The sequence below is a fragment of the Nonomuraea soli genome (assembly GCF_013761175.1).
GTDB classification, from domain to species: domain Bacteria; phylum Actinomycetota; class Actinomycetes; order Streptosporangiales; family Streptosporangiaceae; genus Nonomuraea; species Nonomuraea soli.
In genome coordinates this window covers 786,129-802,964 of the sequence record NZ_JACDUR010000004.1, presented here as the reverse complement: position 1 = coordinate 802,964, position 16,836 = coordinate 786,129, and the positions used below count along the sequence as shown (strand labels likewise).

The 16,836-nt window shown below is 70.6% G+C and carries 21 protein-coding genes and 1 riboswitch; of the genes, 11 read left to right on the top strand and 10 right to left on the bottom strand.

Annotation, left to right across the window (positions count from 1 at the left end; all coding sequences use genetic code 11):
- Window positions 1-26: 26 nt before the first annotated feature.
- Complete coding sequence (locus HNR30_RS22180) at window positions 27-1,331, top strand: MFS transporter (protein WP_312894556.1); 1,305 nt, start codon at window positions 27-29, stop codon at window positions 1,329-1,331.
- On the opposite strand, the gene HNR30_RS22175 is transcribed toward HNR30_RS22180, so the two are convergent.
- The 3 genes from HNR30_RS22175 to HNR30_RS22165 form a co-directional block, all read right to left on the bottom strand.
- Window positions 1,328-2,737 (bottom strand): NAD-dependent malic enzyme, encoded by a 1,410-nt coding sequence (locus tag HNR30_RS22175; protein WP_181611813.1) that lies wholly within the window; start codon window positions 2,735-2,737, stop codon window positions 1,328-1,330. The genes HNR30_RS22180 and HNR30_RS22175 overlap by 4 nt on opposite strands.
- Window positions 2,738-2,828: 91 nt before the next feature.
- Window positions 2,829-3,458, bottom strand: a complete 630-nt coding sequence (locus HNR30_RS22170; RefSeq protein WP_181611812.1) for a cytidylate kinase-like family protein — start codon at window positions 3,456-3,458, stop codon at window positions 2,829-2,831.
- A 109-nt stretch (window positions 3,459-3,567) separates the two neighbouring features.
- The gene (locus tag HNR30_RS22165) at window positions 3,568-4,485 is read right to left on the bottom strand and encodes an aminoglycoside phosphotransferase family protein (protein WP_181611811.1); all 918 of its coding nucleotides are present in this window, start codon (window positions 4,483-4,485) and stop codon (window positions 3,568-3,570) included.
- A 127-nt stretch (window positions 4,486-4,612) separates the two neighbouring features.
- Between HNR30_RS22165 and HNR30_RS22160 the strand changes: the two genes are divergently transcribed.
- Window positions 4,613-5,005, top strand: coding sequence for a hypothetical protein (locus tag HNR30_RS22160; protein ID WP_181611810.1), 393 nt, complete (start codon window positions 4,613-4,615; stop codon window positions 5,003-5,005).
- Here the strand turns inward: HNR30_RS22160 and HNR30_RS22155 are convergent.
- The 3 genes from HNR30_RS22155 to HNR30_RS22145 all read right to left on the bottom strand — a co-directional run bounded on the left by HNR30_RS22155 (window position 4,932) and on the right by HNR30_RS22145 (window position 6,556).
- The gene (locus HNR30_RS22155; RefSeq protein WP_181611809.1) at window positions 4,932-5,351 is read right to left on the bottom strand and encodes a hypothetical protein; all 420 of its coding nucleotides are present in this window, start codon (window positions 5,349-5,351) and stop codon (window positions 4,932-4,934) included. The genes HNR30_RS22160 and HNR30_RS22155 overlap by 74 nt on opposite strands.
- A gap of 202 nt (window positions 5,352-5,553) precedes the next feature.
- A complete protein-coding gene (locus tag HNR30_RS22150; RefSeq protein WP_181611808.1) occupies window positions 5,554-6,078 on the bottom strand; it encodes an EF-hand domain-containing protein in 525 nt (174 codons plus the stop codon).
- Window positions 6,079-6,136: 58 nt separating this feature from the next.
- Complete coding sequence (locus tag HNR30_RS22145; protein ID WP_220133809.1) at window positions 6,137-6,556, bottom strand: DUF6463 family protein; 420 nt, start codon at window positions 6,554-6,556, stop codon at window positions 6,137-6,139.
- Window positions 6,557-6,620: 64 nt separating this feature from the next.
- Here HNR30_RS22145 and HNR30_RS22140 point away from each other — a divergent pair, with 64 nt between their 5' ends.
- A complete protein-coding gene (locus tag HNR30_RS22140; RefSeq protein ID WP_181611807.1) occupies window positions 6,621-7,196 on the top strand; it encodes a TetR family transcriptional regulator in 576 nt (191 codons plus the stop codon).
- Here HNR30_RS22140 and HNR30_RS22135 read toward each other — a convergent pair.
- Both HNR30_RS22135 and HNR30_RS22130 read right to left on the bottom strand, forming a co-directional pair.
- A complete protein-coding gene (locus HNR30_RS22135) occupies window positions 7,167-7,790 on the bottom strand; it encodes an RICIN domain-containing protein (protein WP_181611806.1) in 624 nt (207 codons plus the stop codon). The two genes, HNR30_RS22140 and HNR30_RS22135, sit on opposite strands and share 30 nt — an antisense overlap.
- A 130-nt stretch (window positions 7,791-7,920) precedes the next feature.
- A complete protein-coding gene (locus tag HNR30_RS22130; RefSeq protein ID WP_181611805.1) occupies window positions 7,921-8,490 on the bottom strand; it encodes a TetR/AcrR family transcriptional regulator in 570 nt (189 codons plus the stop codon).
- 88 nt (window positions 8,491-8,578) lie between these two features.
- Here HNR30_RS22130 and HNR30_RS22125 point away from each other — a divergent pair, with 88 nt between their 5' ends.
- A complete protein-coding gene (locus HNR30_RS22125) occupies window positions 8,579-8,968 on the top strand; it encodes a nuclear transport factor 2 family protein (protein WP_220133808.1) in 390 nt (129 codons plus the stop codon).
- The gene (locus HNR30_RS22120) at window positions 8,961-9,965 is read left to right on the top strand and encodes a zinc-dependent alcohol dehydrogenase family protein (protein WP_181611803.1); all 1,005 of its coding nucleotides are present in this window, start codon (window positions 8,961-8,963) and stop codon (window positions 9,963-9,965) included. Before HNR30_RS22125 ends, HNR30_RS22120 begins: the two co-directional genes overlap by 8 nt.
- 493 nt (window positions 9,966-10,458) lie before the next feature.
- Here HNR30_RS22120 and HNR30_RS22115 read toward each other — a convergent pair whose 3' ends face one another.
- Window positions 10,459-11,394: a tetratricopeptide repeat protein gene (locus HNR30_RS22115; protein WP_181611802.1), complete on the bottom strand. Its 936-nt coding sequence runs from the start codon at window positions 11,392-11,394 to the stop codon at window positions 10,459-10,461.
- Window positions 11,378-11,908: a MarR family winged helix-turn-helix transcriptional regulator gene (locus HNR30_RS22110; protein WP_181611801.1), complete on the bottom strand. Its 531-nt coding sequence runs from the start codon at window positions 11,906-11,908 to the stop codon at window positions 11,378-11,380. The genes HNR30_RS22115 and HNR30_RS22110 overlap by 17 nt, the downstream gene beginning before the upstream one ends.
- 165 nt (window positions 11,909-12,073) lie before the next feature.
- On the opposite strand from HNR30_RS22110, the gene HNR30_RS22105 reads away from it, so the two are divergent.
- The 6 genes from HNR30_RS22105 (at window position 12,074) to HNR30_RS22080 (ending at window position 16,801) form a co-directional block, all read left to right on the top strand.
- Window positions 12,074-13,420: a hypothetical protein gene (locus HNR30_RS22105; protein ID WP_181611800.1), complete on the top strand. Its 1,347-nt coding sequence runs from the start codon at window positions 12,074-12,076 to the stop codon at window positions 13,418-13,420.
- A 28-nt stretch (window positions 13,421-13,448) separates the two neighbouring features.
- Window positions 13,449-14,090 carry a DUF4230 domain-containing protein gene (locus HNR30_RS22100; RefSeq protein WP_181611799.1) on the top strand — a complete coding sequence of 214 codons (642 nt, stop codon included), beginning with the start codon at window positions 13,449-13,451 and terminating at the stop codon, window positions 14,088-14,090.
- A 46-nt stretch (window positions 14,091-14,136) separates the two neighbouring features.
- Window positions 14,137-14,973: a hypothetical protein gene (locus HNR30_RS22095; protein ID WP_181611798.1), complete on the top strand. Its 837-nt coding sequence runs from the start codon at window positions 14,137-14,139 to the stop codon at window positions 14,971-14,973.
- A 2-nt stretch (window positions 14,974-14,975) separates the two neighbouring features.
- Complete coding sequence (locus HNR30_RS22090; RefSeq protein WP_181611797.1) at window positions 14,976-15,851, top strand: WD40 repeat domain-containing protein; 876 nt, start codon at window positions 14,976-14,978, stop codon at window positions 15,849-15,851.
- A gap of 48 nt (window positions 15,852-15,899) precedes the next feature.
- On the top strand, window positions 15,900-16,037 hold the full coding sequence (locus HNR30_RS22085; protein ID WP_181611796.1) for a hypothetical protein: 138 nt from the start codon (window positions 15,900-15,902) through the stop codon (window positions 16,035-16,037).
- A 12-nt stretch (window positions 16,038-16,049) separates the two neighbouring features.
- Window positions 16,050-16,151, top strand: a riboswitch (TPP riboswitch).
- Window positions 16,139-16,801, top strand: a complete 663-nt coding sequence (locus HNR30_RS22080; protein WP_181611795.1) for a TenA family protein — start codon at window positions 16,139-16,141, stop codon at window positions 16,799-16,801. It overlaps the preceding riboswitch by 13 nt.
- Window positions 16,802-16,836: the final 35 nt, after the last annotated feature.

Genomic DNA, 16,836 nt, shown 5'->3' with positions numbered 1-16,836 from the left:
ATATCTCCCATTAAGGAGTCCCCATCGTGTTTCTCCAAGATCGCATGACCGGGCGCCAGAAGCTGGTGCTGACCTTGCTGCTCGGCTCGCAGTTCATGCTCGCCGTCGACTTCTCCATCCTGAACGTGGCCCTCCCGGTGATCGGCGAGGGACTCGGGTTCGCCCTGGCCGACCTGCAGTGGATCGCCACCACCTTCGCCCTGGCCGCGGCCGGGTTCACGCTGCTGGCGGGCCGGGTGGCCGACCTGTTCGGCAGGCGGCGGCTGTTCCTGGGCGGCATGGCGTTGCTCGGACTGTCGTCGCTGGTGGGAGGCCTGGCGACGGAGCCGGAGATCCTCCTGCCGGCCCGCGTCCTGCAGGGGCTGGCCACCGCCGTCGTCACCCCCGCCGGACTGGCCCTGCTGACCACGTCGTTCCCCGAGGGGCCGCTGCGCAGGAAGGCGCTGGGACTCAACGGCGCGCTGATGTCGGCGGGCTTCACCTCGGGCGCGATCCTGGGCGGGCTGCTGACGGAGTTGCTGAGCTGGCGGTGGGCGTTCTTCATCAACGTGCCCGTGGCGGCGGCCGTCCTGGTGCTCGCCCCGATGGTCATCTCCGAGAGCCGCCCGGCCGAGCGCCCGCGCATGGACGTGCCCGGCGCCGTCACCGTCACCCTCGGCCTGCTCGCCCTGGTCTTCGGCCTCAGCCACACCAACCTTCCCGCTCTCGCGGCGGGGATCGTGCTGCTGGTGGCGTTCTGGTTCGTCGAGCGACGGGCCGCCGCGCCGCTGGTGTCGATCAAGGTGCTCAAGCAGGTCAAGTGGGCCAACCTGGCGGGCCTGCTGGCCTTCGCCACCGAGACCTCGCTGGTCTTCCTGATGACGCTCTACCTGCAGAACGTGCTCGGCTACACCCCGCTCGCGACCGGCCTGGCCTTCGGAGTGCTGGGCCTGGGCACGGTGCTCGGCGGCCTGCTCGCCCCCAGGATCAAGAGCCCCAGGATCCTGCTGTACGGCTTCGCGGTGCAGGCCGTGGCCACCGCCGCCCTGGCCCTGCTCGGCAGCGAATCGGGGTGGATCTGGCTGTTGCTCGCCGCCACGTTCGTCGGCGGCGTCGGCAACATGGTCGCCATCGTGGGCTTCATGGTCAGGGCGACGAGCGTGCCCGACTCCGAGCAGGGCCTGGCCACGGGCCTGGCGACCATGTCGCAGCAGGTCGGGATCACGATGGGCATCCCGATCATGAGCGCGGTGGTCGTGATGACGGACATCTCCACGGCCGTGCTGGTCAACGCCGCCCTGGTCGTGGCGGCGGCGCTGCTCCCCGCCCGGCCTCGCGCGAACGCCGGTTAGGCCTCGGTGAACCCTCGTGCGCGGCCGCCGGCGGCCTCGCGGACCGCGGCGGCGACCACGGTGGCCACGTCGGGGTGGAAGACCGAGGGGATGATGTAGTTGGGACCCAGCTCCTCCGGGGTCACCACGGCGGCCAGCGCGCGGGCGGCGGCCAGCAGCATCTCCTCGCTCACCCCGTCGGCCTGGGCGTCGAGCAGGCCGCGGAAGACGCCGGGGAAGGCCAGCACGTTGTTGATCTGGTTCGGGAAGTCGGAGCGGCCGGTCGCCACCACGGCGGCGTGCGCGGCGGCCTCGTCGGGCGCGACCTCGGGCTCGGGGTTGGCCAGGGCGAAGACCACCGCGTCGTCGGCCATGGTGGCGATGTCGTCGCCGGTGAGGATGCCGGGGGCGGAGACGCCCACGAACACGTCGGCGCCCTTCACCGCGCCGCGCAGGTCGCCGGAGTAGCCCTCGGCGTTGGTGTGCTCGGCGATCCAGCGCAGCGACTCGTCGAGGTCTTCGCGCCCGGCGTGCACGGCGCCGAGATAGTCGCAGACGATGACGTTGCGCGCCCCGGCGGCCAGCAGCAGCCGCAGCACGGCCGTGCCGGCCGCGCCCGCGCCCGCCATGGCGATGCGCACGTCGGGCAGCTGCTTGCCGACCACGCGCAGCGCGTTGGTCAGGGCGGCGAGCACGCAGATGGCGGTGCCGTGCTGGTCGTCGTGGAAGACCGGGATGTCGAGCAGCTCGCGCAGGCGGCGCTCGACCTCGAAGCAGCGGGGGGCGGAGATGTCTTCCAGGTTGATGCCGCCGAAGCCGGGCGCGATGGCCCGCACGATGGAGACGATCTCGTCGACGTCCTGGGTGTCGAGGCAGATCGGCCAGGCGTCGATGTCGGCGAAGCGCTTGAACAGGGCGGCCTTGCCCTCCATGACCGGCAGGGCCGCGGCGGGACCGATGTTGCCGAGTCCGAGGACGGCGGAGCCGTCGGTGACGACCGCGACGCTGTTGCGCTTGATGGTCAGGCGGCGGGCGTCCTCCGGGTTGCGCGCGATGGCCATCGAGACCCGCGCCACACCGGGCGTGTAGGCCATCGACAGGTCGTCGCGGTTGCGCAGCGGCACCTTCGACTTCATCTCGATCTTGCCGCCGAGGTGCATGAGGAACGTACGGTCGGAGACCTTGTGGATGACGACGCCCTCGATGGCGTCGAGCTGGTCGACGATCGCCTGCGCGTGGTCGGTGTCACGCGCGGCGCAGGTCACGTCGATGCGGAGCTTCTCGTGACCCGCGTTGGTCACGTCGAGGGCGGTCACCACCCCGCCCGCCGACTCTACGGCGTGGGTGAGCTGGCTGACGGCCTTGCCGCCCGCCGGCACCTCGAGCCGGACGGTGATGGAGTACGACACGCTCGGGACCGTGGCCACGTCAATCCGCTCCTCAGCACTAAAAGGGTGCAGTCAATGGTGCCATCTCCGGAGCACTGCCTGGTGACGTGCGGCTAACGAAGAAGATTTTTCAGTTCAGCGCCTCGGCCGCGCTCGTGATGAGGTCGACGCAGACCGGGGCCGGGATGGTGGTGCTGTCGATCACCAGGTGGTAGTGGGAGGGGTCGGCGGGATCCGCCCGGTAGAAGTGGCGCACATAGGCCGTGCGCGCCCGGTCGTTGTCGTCGATCACCTTGCGGGCCTGGCGTTCGCTGATCTCGGAGTAGGCGGCGGTCTGCAGCACCCGCCTGCGCACCGGCGCGTCGAGCCGCACGTGCAGCGCGCCGGGGACGTCGGCCAGGACGAGCGCCCCGCCGCGGCCCAGGAAGACGCCGCCCTGGTTGCGGGCGGACTCCTTCAACAGCTTCTCGGTGCGGCGCACGAACTCCTCCGGCGCGAGCGGCATCGCGCCGGGCACGTACATGTCGACGCCGCCGAAGGTGACGGTCGGCAGGCGCATCGTCCCCGACAGCAGCCTTCCGAGGCCGTGTTCCGCCCGGTCGTCGTGGGCCAGCGCCTCCTCCAGCGTGCATCCGAGCTCCTCGGCCACGGCACTGGGGATCGCGCGGTCCACGAAGGGCACGCCCAGGCGTTCGGCCACCGCGGGGCCGATGACACTGCCGGCGGTGCCGTACGTCGCCGAGATCGTGACGACTCGCATAGTGCCAGGTTAACGCTGTGATGGTGGCTCGCAAACGCCCCGGAGGAGATAATCCCGCACGATCGCCACGAACCCACTCGCCGGAGCCGGAGCCGAGGTGCGCCACGTGCTATTTCGGCCCGGGGCGGGAGCGCAGGAGGTCGCGGACGAGGGCGAAGTGACGGGGCGCCGGCATGATGCGCAGGCTCTCGGCGATCTCCCGCTCGGCCCACTCACGATGGGCCGGATCCTCGACCTTGCGCAGTTGCAACTGCAGGAAGTTCACCCTGGTCGCCACCAGCATGGTGAAGTCCTCCTGCCCGCCGATCCTGCCAGGACCGCCTTCTGCGACGTAGGAGTCGTACATGTGCCCCATCGCGCCGAGATCCGGCTCCGGGCCGTCGCAGAACCAGTCGAACAGCGCCGCGGCCAGCTCCCTCGACGGCGTCGCCGTACCGAGGTTGTCCCAGTCGACGACGACCAGCCCGCCCCGCTCGTCGCGCAGGATGTTCTCCGGATGCAGGTCACGATGGCAGAGCACCAGCTCGTCCTGGTCGGGCGGGGACAACACCGCGCACAACTGCGCCCAGCGCTCGGGGATCGGCGACACGCGGTGGTACCAGGGGTGCTGCACGATGCCGTCGAGTTCCGTCCTGGCGGGCGGCGCCGCCAGGTGCAGGCGGGCCAGCAGCGCGCCCAGCTCGGCGGGAAGGGCGGCCTCCGCCAGGTCGACGCGCGTCAGCTCCAGCCACTCGTACAGGCGCAACCACGTGCCGCGGGGAGTGGCCACCAGGTGACGGCCCCACAGGTCGGGGCGGCTCCGCGGAGACCTGACCCCGGCCCGCTCGGCGCGGCGGGTGAAGTCCAGCTCCGCCTCGATCCGGCCGTCACCCGGCGGGTCGGCGTAGATCTCCTTGAGCGCGTGGACGTCGTCGCCCGTCTCGACGCGCCAGATCTGCCCCAGCGCGCCGCGCGGGCCGCGCGTCACCCGGAGCGCCCCGCTCCAGCCGTACTGGCGGCGCAGGAACTCCTCGTCGGGGTGGCTCATGCCGGGGTTCCGCTCGGCCGGCGAACGGCGCTGCTGTCGCCGTCCGCTCGCTGTCTCGTGGCAGGCTCCTCCTTGGTCATCGCCCCATTTGACCATCCTGTCGGTGACGGGATCTAGGCTGCGCGCCATGGGCGTCTTGGTGGACTACTTCCTGATCGATTCCGACCAGGCGGCGGAACGCATCCTGGCGAGCGGGCCCGCCGGAGCGCGGCTGCCGTATCTCGACTGCAAGGGCTGGCTCGACGACCCCGACGACCTGGCAGCCGAGCTCAGCGGCCGCGATCCGAGTGAGTTCGGCCGCTGCCTTCCCGTTGCCGACGACGAGGAGTCGTCGGGGGTCGACCGGGTGCCGGACGAGGTCGTCGCGGCGCTGGCCGCCGTCGACGACTCCCGGCTGCGGGAGTACGCCGATGACGAGCTGCTGGCCGACTACGAGAGAGAGCGCGTCACGGGGCTTCGGGACCTGGCTCGCGAGGCGGTGAGCCTGGGTCAGGGGATGTATCGCTGGACCTGCGTCTGATCGCCTCGAAGAGCTCCTGACGCAGGGCGGGCGGGAGCTTGCGGCCCAGGTCTCTCGGCGTGACCAGCGCCTCGTCGCCTCTGTGTCGCGCGAGGAATTCGAGACTTCGGCGTGCCTCGTCGCGATGACGCTCGTCCGGCCAGCGCTCGACCAGCGCGAGCGTCGCGCGCACCCGGTCGGCGACCCGGTCGATCAGCGCGTGGCCCGGCAGCCCGGGCAACCGCTGGGCTCGCAGGTCGATGTCGTGGAAGGCGACGCCGTCGAGCTCCGCGCCGGTGAAGTCGTTGCCGGTGAAGGCATTGGTGTCGCGGCCCAGGGCGGCCACCTCGCTCGAAGACGCAGTCACGGAAGATCGTCTGCCGCGACATCGACGTGCCCAGCGACAGCTGATCGAAGCCGGCCTCCGTGAAGTCGCATTCGACGAACGAAGCGCCGCGCGCGTGGAAGCCCGCGAAGTGACGGCCGGAGAAGTCGACGCCGTGCAGCCTCTTGCGAACGACATCCATGGCCCGGAGTCTGGCAGGCGCCTGCGACAGTCCCTGGACGAGTCAGGCGGCGCGTGGTGTGCCGAAGACGTAGGCGCCGGGGGCGGCGGGGTCGTCGCCCGCCCAGAACTCGCTCCAGTGCCGGGCGAACTCCGACCGGGAGATGATGCCGTCGCCGTCGAGGTCGAGCCGGGCGAAGGCGTCGGCGGTGTCGGTGGGGCGGCCGTTCCACGCCTCGATCATGAGCCGGTACTCCACCGGCGAGATGCGCCCGTCGCCGTCCTCGTCGACGGCCTCGAACATGGCGTCGGCGGTGGCCGTGACCGCGTCCGGCATCTGGCCGAGCAGGTCGACCACGGTGAGGACGTCGTCGACGGCCACCGACCGCGGGTCGCGCGATCGGGCGGCCAGTGTGCTCCACCAGCCGTGCATGATCGCGATCAGGCGGTCCTCGTCGCCCGCCACCCGCACGCTCGCCCACCGGCGCGCGAGTGCCACGAAGTCGTCTTCGCGCAGGACCCCGTCGCCGTCGGCGTCCATCGCGGTGAAGACGAGGTTGACCTTGTCCCGCTGGAATGTGCTCGCCATGTTCCCGATGCTCCCCGGCCGCATCATCGGTCACTCCAGCCTCAGGGATGGCATCACCTCACGCAGCGGTGACGGGATCGTCACTGTGGGTGCTCTTCCGTGCCGCCACGACGATGAGTACTCCGGCGACGGCGCCGACGAAGAACGGCGACGGCACCAGCAGGACGCCGCCCACGACGCACCACGCCGCGACGGCCCAGCCGACGGCGGCGGGTACGGCGACGCCGCGTCCAGCCAGGTGCCAGATCAGGCACCCCAGCACGACCAGCGGCACGGAGAAGCTTCCCGGGCCGCTCCAGAAGGTCAGTTTGGTGCTCATGGTCGCGGCGTCCCCGCCGCCGCCCAGCGTCAGCGGAACGGCGGCCCACAGGCCCCGCTCCGCCCACCCGGCGATCTCCTCCCCCGCGCTCAGCGTCACGAGGGACAGGTGACCCAGTCCCAGCACGATCATGATTCCGCTCGCCCATCGCAGCAACATGGTTGCTCCTTTCTATGTTGGCTAACATAGAACATGTTGAGCGACATTGGCTATGTTGGATGTCATGGCCACGCGACGCGACGAGCGCACACAGGAGAGCCGCAGGCTGCTGGTGGCGGCGGCCGCCGAGCTCTTCGCCGAGCAGGGGTACCGGCGGACGAGCTTCATCGACATCGCCGAGCGGGCCGGCATCAGCCGGGGCTCCATCCCGTGGCACTTCGGCAACAAGCTGGGGCTGCTGGAAGCGGTGCTCGACGACCGGCTGCGTGCCGTACTGGACGGGTTCGACCGGCCGTCGGACGATCCGTTCGACCGGGTGATGGGTTTCGTGCGGTTGCCGGTGGCGCGCCTGTTCATCACCCTGCTGGCCGAGGCGGTGGAGGCGGACTCCCCCATCCGTGAGCACTACGCCAGACTGCACGCGGCGCTCCGCGACGGGCTCGGACGACACATTCCTGAGGGGGCGCTGCCGCCGGGGGTGGGGGCGGAGGCGTTCACCGTGTTGCTGGTGGGTGCGGTCATCGGGGTGCACGCGCAGTGGCGGGTCGCCCCGGAGGCGGTGGACCTGGAGGCCGTGGGGGGTGCGCTCCGGGCACTTCTGCTGGGCGCGTCAGCTCTTCGCGACGGCGACCAGCCGTAGCCGCCACACCTGGTTGGCGCCGGAGCCCAGGCCGCCGCAGGTGCCCTGGATGACGTCCGCGGCGTGAGCGAGGCTCGCGTGCTTGACGTCCAGGCACTTTCCGCTGTGCAGCGCGACGAACCTGAACGGCTGGAGCGTTCCAGAGCGCAGCGACCTCATCTCCCACAGCTGGTTCGCCGCCGCCCCCGGCCCGCCGCAGAAGGCCTGCAGGACGTTGGCGCCGTGGGCGGCGCTGACGTGCGCCACGTCCAGGCACTTGCCGCTGTGCCGGGCGATGACGCGCACGTGACGGGCGAAGCCGGGCACGCCTTCCAGCCGCCAGTGCTGGTTCCTGCCCGCGCCGGGACCGCCGCAGGTGCCCTGGATGACGTCGGCAGCGTGAGCCGTGCTCGCGCCCGCGACGTCCAGGCACATGCCGCTGTGCTCGGCGACGATCTGGAACCACTGGAAGTTCTGTGTGCTCTGGGCACTCTGGGTGCTTTGTGCGTTCTGTGTGCTCTGGGCGGCCGAGGCCGAGGTTGCGGCCGCCCCCGAGGCGGCGATGACGCCGGCCAGGAGGCCGGCCGCGAGGAGTGCCGAGCGGGTGCGATTCATCGTGAGGGGTCCTTCCGTGTCGGATGGAGCGATGTCACGACAACGGTCGCCCGCCGCCGGGGGCCCTGTCCTGAGTACACCCATGCTCACGCTGTACGGCCCAGCCGGCGTCCATGCCTAAGCGGTGGCCCTACCCGGCGGCGTCGAGGATGTGTTCCGCCAGCTCGCGGGCGGATGCGGCAGGGTCGGTACCCGGGCGGGTAGCACCGGCGGCCAGGGTGCCGTCGATCAGGAGCAGCAGTTGCTCGGCCGCGCGTGCGGGCTTCCGGTGCCCGAGCGCGACCAGTTCGTGCTCGATGAGGCGGTGCACGCGCTTGCGATAGTCGCGCGTGACGGCGTGCCCCGGATGGTCGGGGTCGGCCAGCGCCAGGTCGGCGGCGAGATAGCGGCAGCCGCGGAAGTCGGGCTCGGCGATGATCTCGCCCAGCTTGTCGAAGATCGCCAGGAGCCGCTCCCGCGGGTCGTCCCCCGCGGCCCGCATGGTCTCCTCGTAGCGCGCCTCGTCCTCGGCGGTGCTGCGCCTCAGCACCTCGGCGATCAGGCCGTCCTTGCCGTCGAAGTGCTCGTACAGGGAGCGCCGCGCCACGTTGGCCGCCTTGAGGAGCGTGTCGACGCCGACGCCGACGCCATGGCTGTAGGTCAGCTTCTGGGCGGCGTCCAGGAGACGTTCGCGCGGGCCGGGTGCGGTGCGGCTGCTCATAGGTCTCAAGAGTGCCACGGGTTGACGAGTAGATCAACCGGTCTATATGGTCCGGGTAGACCGAACGTTCTATCTCTTTGGAGTCCACGTGTCCCACCGCACCACGGCCGAGGTCATCGACCGCTTCAACCGCGCATTCGTCCACCACGAGCCCGACCTCCTGGACGACCTGATCGGCGACGACTGCGTGATGGAAGCCATCCAGCCCGCGCCCGACGGCGCCCGCTACGAAGGCCGCGAAGCCTGTCTGACGTTCTGGCGGGCCCTCGCCGACGACCGCACCACCCAGTTCGAGCCCGAGGACGTGGTCGTGCTCGGCGACCGGGCCACGATCCGCTGGCGCTACCGCTTCGGCGACGGCCCCGCCGACTCCGTGCGCGGCGTGAACCTGATGCACATCCGCGACGGGCTCATCGTCGAAGCCCTCGGCTACAGCAAGACGGGCGCCGAGATCATCGAGGTGGAGGCGCATGCGTAGCTACCACCTCGACAGCGGCGCAGGGATCGACGCGCTGACCATGAGGAAACACGAAGATCCCGCCCCCGGCCCCGGCCAGGTCCTGCTCGCCGTACGGGCCAGCTCGCTGAGCTACCGCGAGCTGCTGGTGGCACGCGGCGAGTACGTGCTTCCGGTGAAACCGGACGTGATCCCGAACTCCGACGGCGCGGGCGAGGTCGTCGCCGTCGGTCCCGGCGTCACCCGGTTCCGCGCCGGCGACCGCGCCGCCGCCACCCTCTTCCCCAGCTGGCACGACGGCCCCTTCGGCCTGGAACACCTGCCCCAGCGCGGCGGCTCGCTGGACGGCATGCTCACCGAACTCGCGGTGATCGACGAGGGCGGGCTGGTGGCGGTTCCCGATCACCTGACCTGGGAGGAGGCCGCCACGCTCCCCTGCGCCGCGGTCACCGCATGGAACGCGCTGACCGGCGACGGCGCCGGCCTTCTGGCCGGGCAGACGGTGGTGGTTCAGGGCTCGGGCGGCGTGTCGCTCTTCGCGTTGCAGTACGGCAAGGCGCTGGGAGCCCGCGTGATCGCCACGACGAGCAGCGGGGAGAAAGCGCGGCGCCTGAAGGCACTGGGGGCCGACGAGGTCATCGACTATCGCGCCGTGCCGGACTGGGCCGGCACCGTCGTGGAACTGACGGGCGGGCGAGGGGCCGACCGCGTCGTGGACGTGGCCGGGACGCTGGAGGCGTCGCTCAGAGCGGCGCGGATCGGGGGGCAGGTCGCCTGCGTGGGCTTCCTGGGCGGAACGGCGTCGCCACTGGACCCCCGGGCGCTGTTCGCCTCGGGGGCGAGCGTGCGGGCGGTCGCGGTGGGGAGCCGGGCGCAGTTCGAGGCGATGAACCGGGCGATCACGGTTGGGAGGATCCGGCCGGTTGTTGATCGGGTGTTCGGGTTTGAGGAGGCGGCGGAGGCTTACCGGTATTACGCGGAGGGGCGGGCGTTCGGGAAGGTGGTGATTCGGATCTGAGCGGGTGTGGGGGTCTTGCATGCGCGAGGGTAGGGCCCCGGCTGCGATTTCACGCCCGCGATGCCAGCAGAACCGTAACGTCGGTGATCCGCACATCGATGGCTGCCTCCGCGCTACAGCTTCGACGCGGCAGTGTCGCCCGAGGACTGGAAGCGTCCATCGCACCGACTGCAGGACCCCTTGCCCTGCCGGTCGCCCCAAGGCTCCCCGTCAGGGGCACGCTGTTCGCTGCGCTGGAGGGGGTCGAACCCTATCGAGCCGAGTGGCCGATCACCTAGGTAGGCATCGTCGGCATGCGAATCCGCATCTCAGCCTCACGACTTAAGACCCCCGCTTGCCACGCCGAATCGCGGAAGGGACCCCCGCACGGGGTGTCGATGGCCCCCGGGCCATCGACCTCGGGGGTGTGGGGGTGGGCCGAAGGACCACCCCCACTGGACACAGCCCGAGCCCGCCAGCGCCGAAGGCGCACGACCCCGCGAGGCCCGAGCCGTTAGAAGAGGGCGCTGGAAAGTGCCCGGCGGGCCTGTGCCAGGGCAGGGTCGTCCGCGGGCAGCGCCTCGAACAGCGACAGCAGGTGCTTGCGCACCTTGTCCCTGTCGTCCCCCGAGGTCCGCTTCACCACGCCGATGAGCCGCTCGAACGCCTGCTCCACCCCGCCCGACAACATCTCGAGGTCGGCTGCCACCAGCTGCGCCTCGAGGTCGCCCGGGTCGCCGAGGCGCCGGTCGATGTCGGCCGGGTCGACCGATACGGTGCGCTGGATGAGCCCCACGCCCGCCAGCCCCATGCGTGCGTCTTCGTCGCCGGGCTTGCGCGCGAGCAGCCGCTCGTAGGCGGCAGCGGCGGCGTCGAGGTCGCCGGCGTCGATGGCCTGCTCCGCGGCGAGGAGGTCGGGGTCGGCCGGGGGCTCGGTGGGGCCCTCGGGCGCGTCGTCGTCGAAGGTGGGGCGCAGCGACGGGTTGGCCTCGTAGAACTTCTCGATCGCCCCCATGAGCTCGTCGATCCATCGCCGGACCTCGGGCTCGGGCAGCACCTGGGCGAAGCCGGTGACGGGCTGGCCCTGGAAGATGGCCAGGACGGTGGGGACGGCCTGCACGCGCAGGGCCTGGACGATCTGCGGGCTGGCGTCGACGTTGATGCGGGCCAGGACGGCGCGGCCGCCGAGTTCGCCGACGACCTTCTCGAGGATCGGGCTGAGCTGGGCGCTGCCGGGGGCGCGTGGTGACCACAGGTCGACGATGACCGGCACCGCCATGGAGGCTTCGACCACGTCGGTGGTGAAGGTCTCCTCGGTCACGTCGACGATCGAGGCCGCCGCGGACTGGGGGCCTGCCGCCTCGCGCCGCGCCTGCGCGTCCAATGCCTGCTTCCTGGCGCCCAGATCCACAGCTCCGTAGAGCGACCCGGGCCTAGAGATGTCCGCCATGCTCTTCATCTTGCCGCATGGCGAAGTCACCTGCCGCCACCCGTAGCGTGCGGAGGAGGCCGAACATCTCCTCCAAGTCGGAGGCGGGGTAGGCGCTCATGCCGAACTCGGCGGCCATGAGGTCCGCCGTGGCCTGCCGTACGGCGTCGCGGCCCTGGGGGGTGATCTCGGCCAGGACGCCGCGGCCGTCGCGCGGGTTGCGCTGTCGGCTGACGAGTCCGGCGCGTTCGAGGCGGTCGACGGTGTTGGTGACGCTGGTGGGGTGGACCATGAGGCGTTCGCCGATTTTCGACAGCGGGAGGGCTCCCGTTCTGCTGAAGGTCAACAGAACCAATGCCTCGTATCTGGCGAAGGTCAAGTCATAGGGCTTGAGCAGTGCGTCCAATTGCGACAGCAGGATCTGGTGCGCTCTCATGATCGAGGTGACGGCGGCCATGGCTGAGGACGGTCCGAAGTGAACACGCCAGCTCTCCGCGGCGCGCTCGATGGGGTCGAAAGGCAGGTTGAGCGGCACAGCGTAACGGTAGCGCCTGTTTCGTGTGGTTACGGAGAGCGAGCAGATTCATCGCTTGACCAAGAAACTGCTCGCGAAACATCACGCTCAGTTATGGTTCTCGCTACGAAGGGTGAACGGGGGTCACCTACCGGGGGGTAGTGATGTATTTCATCTGGACTTCGTGTGCGTGAAAGTGCGGCGATCACGCGTGAAGAACTGAAACTCAGCGCGGCGGTCACCGTGGCGGTCCTGCTGGCCGTGGGGCTGGTGGCCGCGTGGAGTGTGCTGATTCCCGGCGTCGACGCGTGGGAGAACATCGTCGTCGCGGTGATCGGTTCGCTGCGGCTGACCGGGCCGGTGGCGGCGGCGTTCGCCGCGTGGGTGGCGCTGCGCAAGCGGCGTGCGCTGCGCGCCCGGCCGAAGATGGCGCGGGTGAGCACGTGGCGTGCACTGAAGGCGCCGCTGTCCATCGTGCTGGTCGTCGTGGGCGCGTTCGCGGCCACGGTGCTGGTGCTGGCGGTCAAGACGGTGCTCACCGAGCAGGCGGGACGGCTGAGCGTGGCCGGTCTGGGCATGGGGATGGCCGGGCTGGCGCTGTACGTGATGATCGGCTGGGTGACCGGCTGGCTGCTGCCGCGTGCTCTGACGCCGCCGCTGGCCGGGCTGGGCTGCTATGCCCTGTTCACGTGGCTGGCCGACGGCAGCACCTGGGCCGACCGGCTGGCGCCGGGCACGGGCGAGCCGTACGACCTGTTCCAGGGTCTGACCAGCGCCGCCTTCCTCGACCAGACGATGTGGCTGCTGGGGCTGACGCTGGCGCTGCTGCTGGGCTGGGCGGCGTGGGTGACGAGGCGGCCGCTGGTGCTGGCGTGCGCGATGCTGGCCGTACTGGCGGCGGGTGCCGGGGTGGCGCGGCTGGTGACCAAGCAGGAGGTGGCCGCGACGCGGCCGATCGCCTACGCCTGCGAGGACTGGCCGATCACGGTGTGCGTGCATCCGGGTATGCGGGGCGGGCTGACGGAGTTGTCGGCGGCGTTCACGCGGATCGCGTCGCGGCTTTCCGGCACGCCCGCGGCCTTCACCCGGGTGGAGCAGCGGCCGCTGGGCTCCGAGCTGCGGGCGGGCGCGGGGATCGTGCCGATCCAGATGGCCGACCTGTCGAACGGCTTCGCCGACGAGGCGGTGGACGCCTACGTCGAGAGCCTGGCGGCCAAGTGCACCGATTCGCCCGGCGACGGCTACCGGGAGATCGTGGTGGCGTGGCTGCGCGGCGAGCCGCTGCCCGGCGGGCCGCTGCCGGAGCACCAGTACGCCGCGGCCTGGTTCTCCGGGCTCAGCGAGCACCAGCGGCGCGAGTGGCTGCGCATGTTCTACAACGACTTCCAGGCCTGCAGGCTGTCCAGCAGGCACTTCGGCGGCGGACCGGGGCCGATGGCGGATCCGGCGCGGCCCACGCCGAGCGTGACGCAGGTCTATCCGATCTACCCGACGGCGACGGTCTCGGAGATCTCACCTCCTGGGTGGCAATGAGGGCCTCACAAGGGGTAGTGCTCAGATCATGAACACTGTCCTGCGTCGCAGGTGGCGATATGTCGCGCTGGCCCTCGTCCTGGTCGCGCTGTTAGCGGTGGGTCTGCGCCTGGCCTGGTCCTGGGTGGATCCGCTGGGCGAGCGCACCATCGACCGCAGCCAGCCCGTGCTGCTGCAGTCCATCCACAACCTGGCCCGTTTCGAGGCGGCGACCGGCAGCTTCCAGGTCGTGGTGGACCTGGAGAAGGACGCCAACTTCCTTCCCGCCTCGATCAAGGGTGAGCGCACGCTCTTCGTCGGCGCCGGCAACGTCGACGCCTACGTCGACTTCTCGGGGCTGGCCAAGGACGCGGTGAAGGTCAACGAGGCCCGCACCGAGGCGAGCATCCGCATCCCCCGGGCCCAGCTCGAGAAGCCCAACCTGGACAACTCCCGCTCGTACGTCTTCGCCCAGCAGAAGGGCTTCGTCGACCGGGTCTCCGATTTTCTCGCCGGCTCCCCGCCCGACCAGCGCGAGCTCTACCTGCTGGCGGAGAAGAAGATCGCCGAGGCGGCGGTCTCCAGCGATCTGCGCAACCGGGCGGACACCAACACCAAGCTCATGCTGGAGGGCCTGCTGAAGTCGCTCGGCTTCACCAAGGTCAGCGTGACGTTCACCGTCGGAGCCTAGAGCGGTATCTAGCAACAAATCTTGAAAGAGCGGCATCCAACGGGACATGACGTTAGTCACGGGGGTTTTACTGATCGCGCTGCTCCAACCGCAGCCGCATCACGATGCGATCAGGTACGTCTCACTGAAAGGTTGCCCGCTGATCTGCGGAGATTGGCGGCTGACCATGCACTCGGGCCGCGAGGTGCGGCTCGAGGATGCCCGTACGGCAGGCGACCCCAGCAACATGGTCGCCGCTCCCATCGCGGTGAGCGGCGACGGCCACCATGTCGCCTATGTCGGCCGCTCCAACAAAACGCTTTATGTCTGGAAAATGGGCGAGAAACGCGTCGCCGTTCCAGGCACGACGGCCAGCACCCTGAAACTCTCGCAGAACGGCGGCCTCCTGGCCGCCGGAGGCGACGGCGACGTCCAGGTCGTCGACACCACCACCGGCAGGACCCTGTGGCGGGCCGCCGAGCAGTTCGTGGGCTTCGGGGGAAGCCTCACCCTCACCAGCCGGTTGACCGCCGACAAGACGACCGAGCTCACCGTCCGCTCACCGGCGGGAGCCGTCCTGAGGAGGATCGTCCCGCCGCAGGTCGTGGCGGCCAACGCGCCGCTGGCCCTGAGCCCGGACGGCAGGCACGTCGCGCTCACCGTCAACCGCCTGCTGTTCGTCTACGACCTGGCCGCCGACCAGGTGCGCGCGGGTGTGCCGGTGAAGCTGCCCGAGGGCGTCTCGGTGATCGACTGGACCGGGGCCGACACCCTGACCGTCCACGCCGAGCGCGCCAGGAAGGTGACGGTCATGACCTATGACGTCCGCACGGGGGCGGGCCAGGTCAGGGAGACCTACAAGATCAAGGCCGACGCCTTCACGGCCGAGTTCTGCGGAGGCTGACGATGCGCCGCCTCCTCATGCTCTGCCTGCTCCTCACGGCGTGCACGGCACAGCCACCACCACCCGGGACCGCGCCGCCCGACCCCGTCCGGCTCGCCTACGGAGCGGGCTGCGTCGACTCGTGCTCCCCCTGGACGCTGCTGCGGCGCTCGGGCAGGTCCGAGCGGTTCCACGAGGCCAGGGCCCGGCCCGACGAGGAGATGGACGCCGGCCGCGCGCCTCTGGCGGTGTCGGCCGACGGCCTCACCCTCGCCTACTACCGCGACGCGCGGCTCACGGTCCGCCATCTGGCGGGAGGCGTCGTCGACCTCGGCCCTCGCCCCTTCGAGTTCCTGACGCTCTCCCCCGACGGCGACGGCCTGATCGGCTCGCGGGAGAGCGGCCGGATCGAGCTGTTCGACACGGCGACGGGCCGCCGGCTGTGGGCGGTGGACGACTCGGGCGGCGTCGCCTCGGTGAACGGCGGCCGGTTGCTGCTCACCCGCCTGACCCTCCTCAACACCACGGACCTGGTCCTCATCGACGAGCGGGGCTCGACGGCGCTCGTCGACACCCCGCCGCAGGCGGTGGCGGCCAACGCGCCGTTCGCCCTCTCCCCCGACGGCACCACCGTGGCCACGCTCGCCGCGGGCACGGGCAGGTTGCGCCTGTACAACCTGCGGACCGGGAGGATCACGCACGAGGTGCGGGCCACGGTGCCCGCCAAGCACCGCGTCGAGCACCTGTACTGGTCGACCCAGGAGATGATCACCGCGAGGTCGTGCCGCCGCACCGAGCACGCGGTCTTCAGCATCGACGCGCGCACCGGGCTCACCCGGCCCGTGGACGCCTATAAGGCGCCGAAGTATGCCTACGCGTGCGAAGGGAGCGAGGAATAAGGCATCTCCCTCATGTGGCGCCCCGGGCCTTAGCCAGATGATTAATACATGTTTCCCGACATCGAATACCTGGCCATCAAGGGTCACATCGAGGAACTCCACCGCGAGGCCGCCGACGAGCGCCGCGCCCGCCAGGCCGGCCGCAGCCGCCACCGATGGGCGCCCAAGCGCCCCAAGAACACGTAGTCCGCTAGGGTGAACCATGACGCGGGGTGCCCATATGTCGCAAAAGGGCTGAGAACACACCCGTCGAACCTGATCTAGCTAGCACTAGCGAAGGGAACGTCATGTTCACCGACGACGTCTGGGCCCGCACGAGCACGCTGCTGGCCGCCATCCACGAACACCCCTTCAACGCCGCCCTCGCCGACGGCACCCTGGACCGCGAACGTTTCGCCTTCTACATCGTCCAGGACGCCCGCTATCTGGAGGCCTTCGCCAAGGCACTGGCCACCGCCGCGGTGCGGGCGAGCGACCCCGACGAGATCGCCTTCTGGTCGCAGAGCGCCCATGGCGCCATCGCCGCAGAGCGCACCCTCCACGAGGGCTACATCGAGGAGTACGGCCTGACCGCGGCCGACCTGACCGGCGTGCCCACCTCGCCGACCGCCCTGGCCTACTCCTCGTGGCTGCAGGCCGTCGCGCTCGCCGCGCCGTACGAGGTGCTGGCCGCGGCGGTGCTGCCCTGCTTCTGGGTCTACCAGGACGTCGGCCAGGCACTCGTCAAGCACAGCGGCGACGACCACCCCTACCGCGCCTGGATCGCCACCTACGCCGACCCGTCGTTCGAGGCCGCCGTCACCCGGGCCCGCGCGATCACCGACCGGCTGGCCGAGCGCGGCGACCGTACGGCCATGGCCGAGGCGTTCGTGAAGGCCACGGAGTACGAGTGGATGTTCTGGGACAGCGCCTGGAAGCTGGAGGCGTGGCCGACGGCCCGGTGGCTCTAGCGGGGCAGGAGTCACGCGGGCCGGATCGGCCGCAC